The sequence below is a fragment of the Nocardia wallacei genome (genome assembly GCF_014466955.1).
In the GTDB taxonomy this organism is placed as follows: Bacteria; Actinomycetota; Actinomycetes; order Mycobacteriales; family Mycobacteriaceae; genus Nocardia; species Nocardia wallacei.
The window spans coordinates 959,368-973,439 of sequence record NZ_AP023396.1 but is presented as its reverse complement, the minus strand read 5'-3'; the positions used below and the strand labels follow the sequence as shown (position 1 = coordinate 973,439).

Below are 14,072 nucleotides of genomic sequence, written 5' to 3'. Positions count from 1 at the left end.
ACGAGCGTTGCGCACGGTTGGGTCTAAGGTGTGACGCGAGCGTGGAGGCCGTCCCGGCCCGCGGAGAGGAGATTCTGTGCGCACCGCGATATCGGCATTCTGTGTACTCGCCGCGGCGATAACGCTGAGCGGCTGTTCCGGCGACGAGTCGGCCGACAGTAAGCCCGTGGCGGTTTCCAGCGCGGCTTCGGCGGCGTCCGAGACGCCCGCTTCGGCAGCGGGGACTCCGGCGAATCTGACCGTGCACGCCTGGACCGGCAACGAACACTTCCCGGTGCCTGGCGTGGGCGTTCGATTCACCTCGTGCGCAGACGATTCCGAGGTGGGTACGGCCACCACCGGCCGCGACGGTAACGCCGGGCACACCGTGACCGCCGCCGGGTGCTACCGCGCGACGGTCACCTCCGCGCCATCCGGCTGCCAAGCCGATGAGGCCGCCAGCGGCACAGCAGACGTCAAACTCGACGAACCCGTGACGCTGGAGTTCCTGATTCACTGCGCGTGAACGGAGGCTGGTGGTCCGCTATCGACAGACCCCGCGGCGGGCCGTGTCGCGGCCGAGGTAGGCCATCAGGCGGGTTTGGTCGTCGACGTCCGGGGGTGCGGGGAGTTCGGGGGCGAAGAAGCCGGGGGCGCGGACGACGTTGGCTCGGGCCCAGGCCGTTGCGCGCGTGAGGAGGTCGGGTGGGAGTTGGATCTCGATGCCGAGCGGGTGAGCGATGTCCCAGGCGTGGGCGATCGAATCGGTGAGCAGCAGCGGGAGGATGGCCGCGACCGGGATTTCGCCCATTCCCGGCAGAACAGTGGTCCGCGTCAGCCCGTCATCGGTCAGTGCGGCGTCACAAGCCGATCGGGCAGTGCGGAAGGCTCGCACCGGATCGTCGCCGACCAGAACGCCGGGGTGGGGTGACCCGGGTGCGCCGGTGCGATCGGTGAACTCGTCGCCGGTCGCCCAGGCACACATCTGGCGCTGCGCCCAGGTGGCGTGGCCCGCGATGTCGCGAACGGTCCAGTCCGCGCACATCGAAGGCGAATCCCATTGATCCGCACCGACTTTCGCCAGCACCATGTCCAGCTCGTCCTGCGCTCGGTGGTAGGCCCGCAAGGTGTCGTCCATCGCCGTGTCCTTCGAAGAGAGGGTCGTTGTCATAACGAGGACGAACGGGCTCCCCGGAACTCGACACCGGAGAGCCCCGGACATGCGAATGCGGTGGTCCGTCATCGACGGACCACCGCATCGGCGGGTCAGCGACTTACCAGCTGGACTTGTGCACGCCCGGCAGCTCGCCGCGGTGCGCCATTTCGCGCAGGCACACGCGGCAGAGGCCGAACTTGCGGAAGACCGCGTGGGGGCGGCCGCAGCGCTGGCAGCGGGTGTAGGCGCGAACGGCGAACTTCGGCTTCGCGTTGGCCTTGTTGATCAGAGCTTTCTTAGCCATGTGCTCAGTTCTCCTTGAACGGGAAGCCGAGGTGCTTGAGCAGGGCGCGCCCCTCCTCGTCGTTGGTCGCCGTGGTGACGACCGTGATGTCCATGCCGCGCGGGCGGTCGATCTTGTCCACGTCGATCTCGTGGAACATCGACTGCTCGCTCAGGCCGAACGTGTAGTTGCCGTTGCCGTCGAACTGCTTCGGCGACAGGCCGCGGAAGTCGCGGATACGCGGGAGCGCGATGGAGACCAGACGGTCCAGGAACTCCCACATGCGGTCGCCGCGCAGGGTGACGCGCGCGCCGATCGGCATGCCCTCACGCAGCTTGAACTGCGCGATCGACTTGCGGGCCTTGCGGATCTCCGGCTTCTGACCGGTGATCAGGGCCAGGTCGGCGACCGCGCCGTTGATCAGCTTGGCGTCGCGGGCGGCGTCACCGACACCCATGTTCACGACGACCTTCACCACGCCCGGGATCTGCATCACGTTGGCGTAGTTGAACTCGCTGTTCAGCGCGTCCTTGATTTCCGCGCGGTAGCGCAGCTTCAGCCGAGGCTGGATCTTCTCGGTCGTGGTCATCAGATGTCCTTCCCGTTGCGACGGGAGATACGCACCCGCTTGCCGTTCTCGTCGGTGCGGTAACCCACGCGGGTCGGCTTGCCGTCGGAGTCGACAACCATCACGTTCGAGACGTGGATAGGCGCCTCCTGGGTCACGATGCCGCCCGAGCTGGCGCCGCGCTGGTTCGCGGAGTTCGCGACGTGCTTCTTGATCCGGTTCACGCCCTCGACCAGGACCTTGTCCGTCTTCGGGTAGGCCTGGATGACCTTGCCCTTGGCGCCCTTGTCCTTACCCGAGACGACGAGCACGGTGTCGCCCTTGTGCACCTTCATGTCAGAGCACCTCCGGGGCCAGCGAAACGATCTTCATGAAACGCTTGTCACGCAGCTCGCGGCCGACGGGGCCGAAGATGCGGGTGCCGCGCGGATCGTTGTCCGGCTTGATCAGCACCGCGGCGTTCTCGTCGAAGCGGATGTACGAACCATCCGGACGACGGCGCTCCTTGGTGGTGCGCACGACGACAGCCTTGACGACATCGCCCTTCTTGACGTTGCCGCCGGGGATGGCGTCCTTCACGGTGGCGACGATGACGTCGCCGATACCGGCATAGCGACGCGACGACCCGCCGAGCACGCGGATGCACAGGATTTCCTTGGCACCCGTGTTGTCGGCGACGCGCAGTCGCGACTCCTGCTGAATCACTTCAGCTCCTCCTAGACCTGGACGATATGCACGCCGGATTACCGACCCGACGGGCATGGCCGGTTGCCCTCCACACGCGCGCCTGCCAGCGGTTTCTCGATTCTGGATGAGCCACCACTGTGGGTTCGCGGCCGGAGCGCGGGCACAGTCGTCCCGCAGGCAACCCGACCAGTGTAACGAAGCCGCAGGTGGCACCCAAACCGGGGCGTGGGTTCAGCATTTCCTCAGCCCGCTCTACTAACGTCGCCCGGGCTACGTCCGAGCAAGCGCACGACATCCGTGGAGGAGACCGAGTGACCGCGCCCGAGCGTCCGACCGCCCTCGCCCGCCGCACCTTCCTGACGGCTCTGGGACTCGTGCCCGCCGCCGCGGTGCTGGCCTCCTGCAATTCCGATTCCGCGGCCGCAAAACCGCTGGCCGGACCGGACCTGTCCGGTGTGGACCCGGCGGTCCGCCCGCAGGACGACCTGTTCCGTCACATCAACGGGAAGTGGCTGCGCGAGTACCGGTTGCCGCCGGACAAGACCTCTTTCGGGACCTTCGACGAGGTGCGCGATCGGGTGGAGGGCGAGCTGCGCGAGATCATCGAGGGCATCCGCGACCCGCGGCCGGGCAGCGCGGACCAGCAGATCCGCGACCTCTACGACGCCCACCTGAACCAGGACGAGATCGAGCGGCTCGGCATGACCCCGCTGCGGGACCTGTTCGGGCACATCGACGGGGCCGCCGACAAGACCGCGCTGGCGAAGGTGATGGGCGCGCTGCCGGGCGTGGGGCTGATCGGCCTGGGCGTGGACGCGGACCCGATGAACTCCAACGCCTACCTGCCCATGGTGAGCCAGGCGGGCCTCGGGCTGGGCGAGCAGTACTACCGCAAGCCCGAGTACGCCCAGAAGTTCGCCGCCTACCGCGAGTACATGAAGCGCCTCGCCACCGGCGCGGGCTTCCCCGACCCGGCGGCCATGGCCCAGCGCGTGGTCGACCTGGAGACCCGGATCGCCGCCGGGTTCTGGGACAACGTCCGCACCCGCGACGCCGCCGCCACCTACAACCTGCGCACCTGGGCCGAATTGGTCGCGCTCGCACCGGGTTTCGCCTGGGACGCGTGGCTGGCCGGTAACACCGACCGGCCCCGGGAACTGTTCGGCCGCCTCGTCGTCGCCGAGCCGTCGTTCGTCACCGAAGCCGGAAAGCTGTGGGACCAGGTCGATCTCGCCACCTGGCGCGACTATCTGAAGCTGGCGCTGGTGCGCGAATACGCGCCGTATCTGAAGCAGGACATCTCCGACGCCAACTTCGACTTCTTCGGCAAGACCATGCAGGGCCTGCAGCAGCGGCCGGAGCGGTGGCGCTCGGCGGTGGAACTGGTCAACCGGAACATCGGCGAACAGCTCGGAAAGCTGTATGTCGCAAAGTATTTCCCGCCGGAGGCGAAGGACCGCGCCAACCAGATGGTGGCCGATCTGATGGCCGCCTATCAGGAGAACTTCCGCAATTCCGGCTGGATGTCACCACCCACCCGGGAAGCCGCCCTCACGAAACTCGGCAAGATCAACGCCAAGATCGGCTACCCCGACAAGTGGCGGGACTACTCGAAACTCACCATCACGCGCGGCAAGCTGGTCGAATCGCTGCGCGCGGTCACCGCGTTCGAGTCCGCCCGGATGTTCGGCAAACTCGGCACCCCGGTCGACAAGTCCGAGTGGATCATGCCGCCGCAGACGGTCAACGCCTACTACAACCCCAGCGGCAACGAGATCGTCTTCCCGGCCGCGTTCCTGCAGCCGCCGTTCTTCGACAAGGACGCCCTTCCCGCGGTCAACTTCGGTGCGGGCGGGGCGGTGATCGGCCACGAGATCGGGCACGGCTTCGACGATCAGGGCTCCAAGTACGACGGCGACGGCAACCTGAAGGACTGGTGGACGCCGGCGGACAAAGCGGCCTTCGACGCCAAGACGAAACAGCTGATCGCACAGTACAACGCGCTGGTGCCGACGGGACTGCCGCCGGAACAGCACGTCAACGGCGAACTCACGGTCGGCGAGAACCTGGCCGACCTGCGTGGCCTGGAGATCTCGCTGGCCGCCTACCGGATCGCCCAGCGCCGCGACGGCGTCGACAACCCCGACTACCGCCAGATGTTCGAGTCCTGGGGACGGACCTGGCGCGGTAAGCAGACCCCGGAATCCACCGAGAGCCAGATCGCGACCGACCCGCACTCCCCCGCGGAGTTTCGCTGCAACCAGGTAGTCCGCAACCTGCCCGAGTTCTACGCCACCTACGGCGTCACCGACACCGACAAGCTGTATCTGCCCCAGGATCAGCGCGTCACGCTGTAGCCGGAAACCGCTCGGCCCGCCCCGGCGCGTCGGTGCCGGTAGCCTCATGCCAGCAAGTCGGCTACGAGCACGGGGGCGACACCCCGGGGAGTGGGGTTTCTGGTGACATCGTCGGGTCCGGTGCGCCTGCAGCGTCGCGCATTTCTGATCGCCCTGGGGCTCGCGCCCGCGGCCGCCGCGCTGGCGAGCTGCTCGAACGACGCGGCGCCGAAACGACTCAACGGCCCCGATCTGTCCGGTGTCGACGAGGCGGTGCGCCCGCAGGACGATCTGTACCGCTACGTCAACGGGAAGTGGCTGCGCGAGTACCAGCTGCCGCCGGACAAGGCCGGATACGGCTCGGGCAGCGAGGCTTTCGAGCGCACCCAGAACCAGCTGCGCGAGATCATCGACGGCATCAAGGATCCGGAGCCGGGCACCGAGGCCCAGCACATCCGCGACCTGTACGACGCGCGCGTCGATCTGGACACCGTCGAGCGGCTGGGCATCACTCCGCTCCAGGACCTGTTCGACCGGATCGACCGCGCCGCTACGAAAGCCGACCTCGCCCACGTGATGGGCGTGCTGCCGCTGGGCGGGCTGATCGGGCTGGGGGTGGGCGTCGACCGGAAGAAGACCGACAGCTACGTGGCGTCGGTCGCCCAGTCCGGCATCGGGCTCGGCGAGGAGTACTACCGCAAGCCGGAGCACGCCGAGATCCGCGCCGCCTACCGCGCCTATCTGGAGCAGATCGCTTCCGGCGCAGGGCTTTCCGATCCCGCCGGCACAGCGCAGCGGATGTTCGACCTGGAGACCCGGATCGCCTCGAACCACTGGAACAACGTCCGTGTCCGAGACGCCAACGCCACCTACAACCGGATGACCTGGGCCCAATTGACCGACCTCGGTAAGGGTTTCGACTGGGACCCCTGGCTGGCCGGAAACACCGACCGGTCCCGGGATCTGTTCGGCGAGGTGGTGGTGGGTCAGCCGTCGTATATCACCGCGGCGGGGCAGATCTGGGCGGAGACCGATATCGCGGTCTGGCGGGAGTACCTGAAGCTCAGCCTGATTCGGGCGTTCGCCAAATATCTGCCGAAGGCGATCAACGACGCCAACTTCCATTTCTTCGGCACGGTGATGGCCGGGCAGAAGGAACGGCCGGAGGGCTGGAAGTACGGGGTCTCCACCGTCGACGAGCAACTCGGTGAGCAGCTCGGCAAACTCTATGTGGCCAAGTACTTCCCGCCGGAGGCGAAGGACACGGTCAGGAAGATGGTCGACGATCTGATGGCGGCCTACCGCGAGGACTTCCGCAACTCCGCCTGGATGACGCCCGCCACCCGCGACGCGGCACTGGTGAAGCTCGACAAGATGACCGCCAAGCTCGGTTACCCGGACAAGTGGACCGACTATTCGGGCCTGCGGATCACGCGCGGCAAACTGATCGAATCCCTGCGTGCCATAGCGGTTTTCGAGGCCGCGCGGATGTTCGGCTACCTCGGCAAGCCGGTCGACAAGTCCGAGTGGAACAGCACACCGCAGACCGTCAACGCTTTCTACTCCCCGCCGAACAACGAGATCACCTTCCCCGCCGCCTTCCTGCAGCCGCCGTTCTTCGACAAGGACGCCCAGCTCGCGGTCAACTTCGGCGCGGTCGGCGCCACCATCGGTCACGAGATCGGCCACGGCTTCGACGACCAAGGCTCCAAGTACGACGCCGACGGCAACCTGCGCAACTGGTGGAGCGGGGCGGATCGGGCGGCATTCGACGCCAAGTCGAAACAGCTGGTGGAGCAGTTCAACGCGCTGGTTCCCGAGGGCCTCGCACCGGAGCAGCACGTCGACGGCGAGCTGACCCTCGGCGAGAATCTCGCCGACCTGCGCGGCCTGCAGATCGCCCTGGCGGCCTACCGGATCGCGGCGCAGCGCGAGGTCGTCGAGCCCGACTACCGCGCCATGTTCGTGTCCTGGGCGCGTAGCTGGCGCGGCAAGCAGACCAAGGAACTCACCGCCGAACGGCTCACCGACACGCACTCCCCCAACGAGTTCCGCTGCAATCAGGTGGTGCGCAACCTGCAGGAGTTCTACGACACCTTCGGGGTGCGCGAGGGTGACAAGTTGTTCCTGCCGCCCGAGCAGCGGGTGACGCTGTAGGCGCCGCCCCCGTCCGGCGTGCGCGGATATACTGCGGGTCCAGCGGGATTTAGAGACACGGGAGGCCGCTCGGTCATGCGTAGTTCGTTTTTCGGCAATCTGGACCAGGGGCAGCTTCCCGGTCACTTCGCCCTGCAGAATTCGAAGATGCTGCGGGTGCAGCTCAATGGTGACGTGCTCGCCAAGCAGGGGTCCATGGTGGCCTTCCAGGGACAGATGGACTTCGACTACGAAGGCGCCGGGGGGATCGGGAAGTTCATCAAGAAGGCCGTCACCGGTGAGGGCGTGCAGCTCATGCGGGTGAAGGGGCAGGGGGCGTTGTTCCTGGCCGACGATGCCGCCGATGTGCAGCTGTTCTTCCTGGAGAACGAGGGCATCACCGTCAACGGATCCAATGTGCTGGCCTACGACCCCAGTCTGACCTCGAACATTCAGCGGGTGCAGGGCGCGGGCATCGCCGCGGGCGGCCTGTTCAACACCACCCTGCAGGGCACCGGCTGGGTGGCAGTCACCACGCACGGCGCACCCGTGATGCTGGACGCGAGCCGCGCCCCCACCTTCGCCGACGGCCAGTCCGCCGTCGCCTGGAGCACCAGCCTGCAGGTCGGCGTCAACCGCACCTTCAAGGCCGGCGCCCTCATCGGCCGCGGCAGCGGCGAGGCCATGCAACTGGCCTTCCGCGGCCAGGGTTTCGTCCTGGTCCAGGCCAGTGAGGGGCCGACGGTGCCCCCGCACAGCCACTGACCGCACCGCACGAGTTCGCCGCGCGAACCGGGTGCGAGAGCGCCCGGTTCAGTGCGTGATCAGCCGCCAATCGTCGGGCAGGTTGGACGCCGTGATGTGGTCGCCGTCCACGGCCAGATCGATGACCGAGCCGCCCAGCCGCAGATCGGTGAGTTCGACGCGGCCCCATCGGGCCGGTAGGTGCGGTAGCACGGTCAGCGTGCGGCGCGGGACATCCGGCTCGAGGCCGAGGAACGAGCGCACCAGCAGCAGCGGTGCGGCACTCGCCCATGCCTGCGGGGAACACGACGTCGGGTACGGCACGGGCACCGAGAATCTGGAACGCGGGAAACCACAGAACAATTCGGGCAATCGGCCGCCGAAGGCCGCCGCGGCGTCCAGCAGGCCGTCGGCCAGCCGGGTGGCCAGCTCGATCGCGCCCGGAATGTGCCGGTAGCGCAGCAGCCCGGCCACCGCGATGGCCGTGTCGTGCGGCCATACCGAACCATTGTGGTAGCTCATCGGATTGAACGCGCCCATATCCGAAGCCAGTGTGCGCAAACCGAATCCGGTATCCATCGCCGGCGTCGACAGCCGCTGGATCAGCTGGGCGGCCTGCTCGTCGGTGGCGATGCCCGACCAGAGGCAGTGCCCGGCATTGCTGGTGAGCGCGTCGACGCGGCGCTTGCGGCCGTCCAACGCCACCGCGAACCAGCCCTTTTCGGGCAACCAGAACGCCTCGCCGAACTTGGTGCGCAGCCGGGCGGCGTGCTCGCGCATCCGGGTGGCGACGGCCTGATCACCGAACTCCTCGGCCAGCTCCGCGCGCGCCAGGTACGCCGCGTACACGTAGCTCTGCACCTCGCACAGCGCGATCGGGGTCTCGGCGAGATGCCCGGCGGCGTCGTTGATCCCGTCGAAGCTGTCCTTCCAGCCCTGGTTGGCCAGGCCGCGGTCGGTGGCGCGCTGGTATTCCACGAAGCCGTCGCCGTCGCGGTCGCCGAAATGGGTGATCCAGTCCAGCGCGGCGTCGGCGGCCGGCAGCAGCGCCTGCACGGCCTCGGGCGAGGCTCCCCACCGCCGCGCTTCGGCCAGCAGCATGACGAAAAGCGGTGTGGCGTCGACGGTTCCGTAATAGGTCTCGCCGCCGAGCGCGAGGCCACCGGAGGGCCCGCGCCGGATCTCGTGCATGATCCGGCCCGGCTCCTCCTCGGTGAGCGCGTCCACCCGCTGGCCCTGCATCTCGGCCAGCTGCTGCATGGTGCCCAGCGCCAGGCCGACATCCAGCGGCAGCGCCATCCACGCCGTGAGCAGGCTGTCACGCCCGAACAGGGTCATGAACCAGGGCGCCCCGGCGGCGACGAACGTACGGCCCTCGCGGGTCTCGTCGTGGATCTGCAACGCGCCCAGATCGCTTTCGGTGCGCTGCAATACGGCGGTGAGCAGCGGGTCACCGGTGGTGAGCTTGGTCGCGGTGTCACGCCACGCCTCGATCTTGCGGCCGGGTTCGCTGGTCTCGTAGTGCTCGCCGGGCCGCAGCGGCAGCTGCACGCGCTGATTGGCCAGGGTCGGCTGGGCCAGGATCTCGGTCTGCCAGCGCCCACCGGCGGGCACCACCACCCGCCACGACAGCGAACCGGGCAATACGGCGGGCGGTTCCGACGACGAGATCGCCAGGCCGCGAGAGCGATCCGAGCGATCGTTGAACAGCAGTTCGTTCTCGGTGACCATGACCTCGGCCCGCCCGTGCCCGTCGCGGCCCTCCTTCACCGCGAACAGGTCGACGAAATCGGCGTCGGCGAACAGCTCGAGGGTGACCGCGGTGGGTTCGCGGCCCAGGTTCTCCAGGGTGATCGTCTCGCGCAACCCGTCGGCGACCAGTCGTTCCCGCACCACGAGCAGGCTGCTGTCGGCCGCGCCGGACCGGGGCGGGCGCCGCGCGATGAACCGTGCGGTGAACGCCTCGGGGCTCAGTACCGACAACGGTTCCGGAGGCTGGCCGTCCACCCGCAGTTCCCACCGCGACACCACTCGCGCGTCGCGATAGAACAGGCCCTGCGCGGTACCGGGTTCCACATCACCGACGCGATCGGACAAACAGAACGTACTGCCCTCGACCAGAGTGACCGCACCACCCAGCAGTGCCGGCTCCCCGGAATTCAGCGGAGCGGGACCGGTCACGCGGGATCACCCGCCATGGCGCCCGGCGCGGACGTGGTGGGCAGCGCGTGAATCCTGGTCGCCGCCCGGACCATCCGCCGCGAGCGCCGTGCCCGCAGTGCCCGGCGATACACCTGTTCGTAGCCGCGGCCCAGCGTGTCGGCGCTGAAATTCGCCAGCACGTGCTCCCGGCACGCCGCCGGGTCGTATTCCTGCACCTCGCGCATCGCGATCGGCAGTTCGGCCGGATCGTCACAGACGCGGCCGGTCACACCGTCCACGATCACCTCCGAGACCGCGCCGCCGCGCAGCGCGACCACGGGTGTGCCGCAGACCATCGCCTCGATCATCACCATCCCGAACGGCTCCTCCCATTGCACCGGGAACAGCAGGCACTTGGCTTCGGACAACAGTTTTCGCTTCGCCGCGGCGTCGGCCATACCGAAGACGTGGTCGCGTTCGGTCAGCAGGGGCCGCACCGCCTCGTCGAAATACGCCTTCTCCGCGGGTTCGTTGCACTTACCGGCGAGCACCAGCGGCATACCGGCCGCATGCGCCGCCTCCAGCGCCAGGTGCGGCGCCTTGCATTCGCTGAACCTGCCCAGGAACAAAGCGTAGTCGCTCTTGTCGGCACAGAAGGGCCAATCGGCGACCCGGAGCGCATTGTGTACCCGCCCGGCCCAATTCAGGTCGGGGGCGAGTTCGCGCTGGCGATCGCTGATGGCCACCAGCGACACGTCCTCGCCGAGTTCGCGGTAGTACGTATAGGGATCACCGTCGACCGGACCGTGCACGGTGACCACGGTCGGCAGGCCGAGCCCCGCGTAGAAGGGTGCGCTCAGCGGCCCGGCGAAGGTGTGGTCGTGCACCAGATCGATACCGTCGCGGGCCATCACCTCCTCCAGCGCGCGGCGAACCTTCAACGCGTGCACCACCTCCGGGAACGGGTCGCCGAGCCGGTCGGCCTGGATCCGGTCCCACACCGGGACGAACCGGGCCCGGGTGCCGGGTTCACCCGCCCCGAACAGCGTGACCTCGTGGCCGCGCTCGATCAGCGCGTCGACCAGGTCCGCGACGACCGCTTCGACGCCACCGTAGGCCTTCGGCGGGACGTCGAAATAGGGCGGAACCACCATCGCAATATGAAAGGTTTCCGGCGCGGCAGGCGCCTGGAACGGAGCTATTCGCGCCGAGGTCCGGTCATAGCGAATACGCTGCTGCGGAGTCGAGGACTGTACGGTCATGTTCCTTCTCCTGGAAGACACACAAACGGTTAGCACTCACTTGCGCCGAGTGCCAATTTAGCCCGTTGTCGCACCGCAGGGGAAGATCTTGTTCTCGGATTCGCCCGGAGACGTTGGCGCGGATCAGCTCTCGGCGGCTTTGCGGTAACCGCGCACGGCCAGCGCACCGAACACGACGATCAACCCGAGCGCCCAGGCCAGTGTCTGCAGCACGGGGACGACCAGCGGGCCGCCGAGCATGAAATTGCGCATCGCCTCGATGGCGCAGCTCATCGGTTGCGCCCGCACCACCGGCTGCAGCCAGCCGGGATAGTTCTGCACCGGTACGAATCCCGAGTTGAAGAACATGCCGACCAGCACCACGATGGCGAACAGCTGCACGACCTTGTCGCCGACGCTGCTCACCCCGACCATGATCACCACGGGGGTGAATCCGGCGATCACGATGACGGGTACCACCAGCACGCCGAGCGCACCGGCCCACCCCTGCTCGAAACGCAGGCCGAGGATCATCCCGACCACGACCACCACGACGGTGGCGGCGGCCGCGCGGCCGCATTCGGCCAGCAGGCGGCCGATCAGCCCGGCCGAGCGATGGATCGGCAGCACCCAGAATCGCCGCAGCAGACCGCTTTCCCGCTCCCCGAACAGCGACAGGCCGGTGCCCATCGCGCCGTACATGGCCCCGGCCACGGCGATCATCGGCACGAAACCATAGATCGGGTCGCCGCCGGTGGTGGCGCCCAGCGCCCTGTCCAGCACCAGGTCGTACATCAGCAGCAGCAGGATCGGGAACACCAGGGTGCTGGTGATCACCTCGGGCTGCCGCGACCACCGGCGCAGCAGGCGACCGGTCTCCACCAGACTCTGTGTCGGCAGCGCGGCCAGATCGTTTCGTACAGCGGTCGTTTCGCTCATGCCCGGTGTCCTTCCGCCCGCACGGCCAGCGCCGCCCCGACCACCAGCAGGCCCGCTATCCAGGCCACGGCGACGCCGAGCTCGGCGACCAACCGGCCCTCGGCCAGCCCACGCAGCGCCGCGGTGATCTGCGAGACCGGCTGATTGCGGACGAACGGCTGGATCCAGCCCGGAAAACCCTCGGCCGGAACGAATCCCGTCGATGTCATGATCAGCAGTAGTTGCGGCCCGAACAGCACGGTGCCGCTGAGTTCGGAGTTGCGGGTGACGGTGCCGAGCGCGTCGGTCGCGAACACCAGCGCCGCACCGAAGGCCAGCAGCAGCACCACGAAAAGCGCCGCGCCACCGGCGGAGTGGAAGCGGAAGCCGAATACCGTGCCGATCACCAGCGCGCCCACCAGCGCCGTCACCGTGCGCACCAGGCTCGCCGACATGCGCGCGGTCACCGGGATCCAGGGTGGCACCGGCATGGAACGCAGCCGGGTCGCCATGCCGCCCACCACCTCTCGCGCGGCCCGGTCACCGGCGAACATCGAGGTGAAGAACATCGCGAAGACAGCGATGACGGGCAGCAGGTACTGGGCGTAGTCGATGCCCGGACCCTCCAGCGACCGGCGCAGCGGCACGTAGAAGCAGACGAAGAACACCAGCGGCTGGAAGAAGGCCAGCACCACATCACCCTCGCGCAGCGTGGTGCGGATGCTGCGACCGCTCAGCGCGCTCAATTGCAATGCGGCCGGGATGGTTTCGCCGTCGCGGGCGACACCGGGCTTTGCCGGGCCGGACACCGCGGCCGTCACGCCCCGGCTCCCACGGTCGGCTTGGTCAGCTCGATGAAGACCTCGTCGAGGGAAGGGCGGCGCAGCGCGATGTCGATCAATTCGATTCCGGCGCCCTGGATCCGGCTCAGGGCCTCCGACAGCGTCACCGCGCCGTCCGGCGCGGGGAGCGACACCCGGTCCTGCGATTCGGCGATCGTGATCTCGCCCAGGCCGGACAGCGCGGTCACCACGGCGGGCACGTCACCGGCGTCCACCGGCACCACCTCGCAGTAGCTGGCGCCCGAGCGGGCCTTGAGCTGATCGGCGGTGCCCTCGGCGATCACCGTGCCCTTGTCGACCACGATGATGTTGTCGCTGAGCGCATCCGCCTCCTCGAGGTACTGCGTGGTGAGCAGGATCGTGACACCCTGCTCCTTGAGCGAGCGCACCAGCGCCCAGAGGCTCTGGCGGCTCACCGGGTCCAGGCCGGTGGTCGGCTCGTCGAGGAACACGACCTTCGGGGGGCGCACCAGACCGCAGGCGATGTCGATGCGCCGCCGCATGCCGCCGGAGTACTGGCCGACCCGCCGGTCGGCGGCCTCGGTCAGCCCGAACTGCTCCAGCAGCTCGACGGCCCGGCTCCGGGCGGACTTGCGGCGCAGGCCCATCAGGCGGCCGAACAGCACGAGATTCTCTCGGCCGGTGAGCATTTCGTCGAGAGCGGCGTACTGGCCGGTGAGCATGATGGACGAGCGGACCCGGGCGGCGTCGCGGACGACGTCGAACCCGGCGACCTCGGCCCGGCCGGCGTCGGGCCGGGTCAGCGTGGACAGGATGGACACGGTCGTCGTCTTACCGGCGCCGTTCGGGCCGAGCACGCCCAGCACGCTGCCCGCGGGGACGTTGAAGGTGATGCCCCGCAGGGCTTTCACCGCGCCGAACGACTTCTCCACGGACTCGACCACGATCGCGTTGTCCGCGCCCGGCGAACCGGCGGCGCCTGTCACTGATTCCGACACAATGCTCTCCGTCTGAGTGCTCATAGATCCCCGCGGCTATTACTTTGGTAACGCTAACCTAATCAGCTACGCGTTTCTACC

Annotated in this window: 14 protein-coding genes; 4 read left to right on the top strand and 10 right to left on the bottom strand. The window is 68.1% G+C overall.

The genetic code is table 11. The features are described from left to right. The first annotated feature begins 166 nt into the window (after positions 1 to 166). Complete coding sequence (locus NWFMUON74_RS04405) at positions 167 to 505, top strand: hypothetical protein (protein WP_187686708.1); 339 nt, start codon at positions 167 to 169, stop codon at positions 503 to 505. An 18-nt stretch (positions 506 to 523) separates the two neighbouring features. Here the strand turns inward: NWFMUON74_RS04405 and NWFMUON74_RS04400 are convergent, their stop codons facing one another. The 5 genes from NWFMUON74_RS04400 to rplN all read right to left on the bottom strand — a co-directional run bounded on the left by NWFMUON74_RS04400 (position 524) and on the right by rplN (position 2,691). After that, a complete protein-coding gene (locus NWFMUON74_RS04400) occupies positions 524 to 1,117 on the bottom strand; it encodes a TIGR03086 family metal-binding protein (RefSeq protein WP_187686707.1) in 594 nt (197 codons plus the stop codon). Positions 1,118 to 1,253: 136 nt separating this feature from the next. Next, the gene (locus NWFMUON74_RS04395; protein WP_187686706.1) at positions 1,254 to 1,439 is read right to left on the bottom strand and encodes a type Z 30S ribosomal protein S14; all 186 of its coding nucleotides are present in this window, start codon (positions 1,437 to 1,439) and stop codon (positions 1,254 to 1,256) included. Between the two features lie 4 nt (positions 1,440 to 1,443). Next, positions 1,444 to 2,007 (bottom strand): 50S ribosomal protein L5, encoded by a 564-nt coding sequence (rplE, locus tag NWFMUON74_RS04390; RefSeq protein WP_187686705.1) that lies wholly within the window; start codon positions 2,005 to 2,007, stop codon positions 1,444 to 1,446. Next, a complete protein-coding gene (rplX, locus tag NWFMUON74_RS04385; protein ID WP_187686704.1) occupies positions 2,007 to 2,321 on the bottom strand; it encodes a 50S ribosomal protein L24 in 315 nt (104 codons plus the stop codon). Before rplX ends, rplE begins: the two co-directional genes overlap by 1 nt. 1 nt (position 2,322) lies before the next feature. Then, on the bottom strand, positions 2,323 to 2,691 hold the full coding sequence (rplN, locus tag NWFMUON74_RS04380) for a 50S ribosomal protein L14 (protein ID WP_187686703.1): 369 nt from the start codon (positions 2,689 to 2,691) through the stop codon (positions 2,323 to 2,325). Positions 2,692 to 2,984: 293 nt separating this feature from the next. Between rplN and NWFMUON74_RS04375 the strand changes: the two genes are divergently transcribed. From NWFMUON74_RS04375 to NWFMUON74_RS04365, 3 genes are all read left to right on the top strand, one after another. Then, the gene (locus NWFMUON74_RS04375; RefSeq protein ID WP_187686702.1) at positions 2,985 to 5,030 is read left to right on the top strand and encodes a M13 family metallopeptidase; all 2,046 of its coding nucleotides are present in this window, start codon (positions 2,985 to 2,987) and stop codon (positions 5,028 to 5,030) included. Between the two features lie 102 nt (positions 5,031 to 5,132). Continuing rightward, positions 5,133 to 7,166 (top strand): M13 family metallopeptidase, encoded by a 2,034-nt coding sequence (locus tag NWFMUON74_RS04370; RefSeq protein ID WP_232110837.1) that lies wholly within the window; start codon positions 5,133 to 5,135, stop codon positions 7,164 to 7,166. Between the two features lie 75 nt (positions 7,167 to 7,241). Further along, a complete protein-coding gene (locus NWFMUON74_RS04365; protein WP_187686701.1) occupies positions 7,242 to 7,910 on the top strand; it encodes an AIM24 family protein in 669 nt (222 codons plus the stop codon). A gap of 48 nt (positions 7,911 to 7,958) precedes the next feature. Here the strand turns inward: NWFMUON74_RS04365 and NWFMUON74_RS04360 are convergent, their stop codons facing one another. The 5 genes from NWFMUON74_RS04360 to NWFMUON74_RS04340 form a co-directional block, all read right to left on the bottom strand. Next, positions 7,959 to 10,070 (bottom strand): amylo-alpha-1,6-glucosidase, encoded by a 2,112-nt coding sequence (locus NWFMUON74_RS04360; RefSeq protein WP_187686700.1) that lies wholly within the window; start codon positions 10,068 to 10,070, stop codon positions 7,959 to 7,961. After that, positions 10,067 to 11,185 carry a glycosyltransferase family 4 protein gene (locus NWFMUON74_RS04355; RefSeq protein WP_187686699.1) on the bottom strand — a complete coding sequence of 373 codons (1,119 nt, stop codon included), beginning with the start codon at positions 11,183 to 11,185 and terminating at the stop codon, positions 10,067 to 10,069. The genes NWFMUON74_RS04360 and NWFMUON74_RS04355 overlap by 4 nt, the downstream gene beginning before the upstream one ends. Before the next feature lie 231 nt (positions 11,186 to 11,416). Further along, the gene (locus NWFMUON74_RS04350; protein WP_232110836.1) at positions 11,417 to 12,211 is read right to left on the bottom strand and encodes an ABC transporter permease; all 795 of its coding nucleotides are present in this window, start codon (positions 12,209 to 12,211) and stop codon (positions 11,417 to 11,419) included. Then, positions 12,208 to 13,011, bottom strand: coding sequence for an ABC transporter permease (locus NWFMUON74_RS04345; RefSeq protein ID WP_232110835.1), 804 nt, complete (start codon positions 13,009 to 13,011; stop codon positions 12,208 to 12,210). Before NWFMUON74_RS04345 ends, NWFMUON74_RS04350 begins: the two co-directional genes overlap by 4 nt. After that, on the bottom strand, positions 13,008 to 14,015 hold the full coding sequence (locus NWFMUON74_RS04340; RefSeq protein ID WP_187686698.1) for an ATP-binding cassette domain-containing protein: 1,008 nt from the start codon (positions 14,013 to 14,015) through the stop codon (positions 13,008 to 13,010). Before NWFMUON74_RS04340 ends, NWFMUON74_RS04345 begins: the two co-directional genes overlap by 4 nt. Between the last annotated feature and the right edge of the window lie 57 nt (positions 14,016 to 14,072).

Bases quoted from the DNA above. Each gene is read 5' to 3' on its own strand.
- NWFMUON74_RS04400 (WP_187686707.1), bottom strand. From the start codon at position 1,117: ATGGACGACACCTTGCGGGCCTACCACCGAGCGCAGGACGAGCTGGAC.
- NWFMUON74_RS04395 (WP_187686706.1), bottom strand. From the start codon at position 1,439: ATGGCTAAGAAAGCTCTGATCAACAAGGCCAACGCGAAGCCGAAGTTC.
- rplE (WP_187686705.1), bottom strand. From the start codon at position 2,007: ATGACCACGACCGAGAAGATCCAGCCTCGGCTGAAGCTGCGCTACCGC.
- rplX (WP_187686704.1), bottom strand. From the start codon at position 2,321: ATGAAGGTGCACAAGGGCGACACCGTGCTCGTCGTCTCGGGTAAGGAC.
- NWFMUON74_RS04365 (WP_187686701.1), top strand. From the start codon at position 7,242: ATGCGTAGTTCGTTTTTCGGCAATCTGGACCAGGGGCAGCTTCCCGGT.
- NWFMUON74_RS04355 (WP_187686699.1), bottom strand. From the start codon at position 11,185: ATGGTGGTTCCGCCCTATTTCGACGTCCCGCCGAAGGCCTACGGTGGC.
- NWFMUON74_RS04350 (WP_232110836.1), bottom strand. From the start codon at position 12,211: ATGAGCGAAACGACCGCTGTACGAAACGATCTGGCCGCGCTGCCGACA.
- NWFMUON74_RS04340 (WP_187686698.1), bottom strand. From the start codon at position 14,015: ATGAGCACTCAGACGGAGAGCATTGTGTCGGAATCAGTGACAGGCGCC.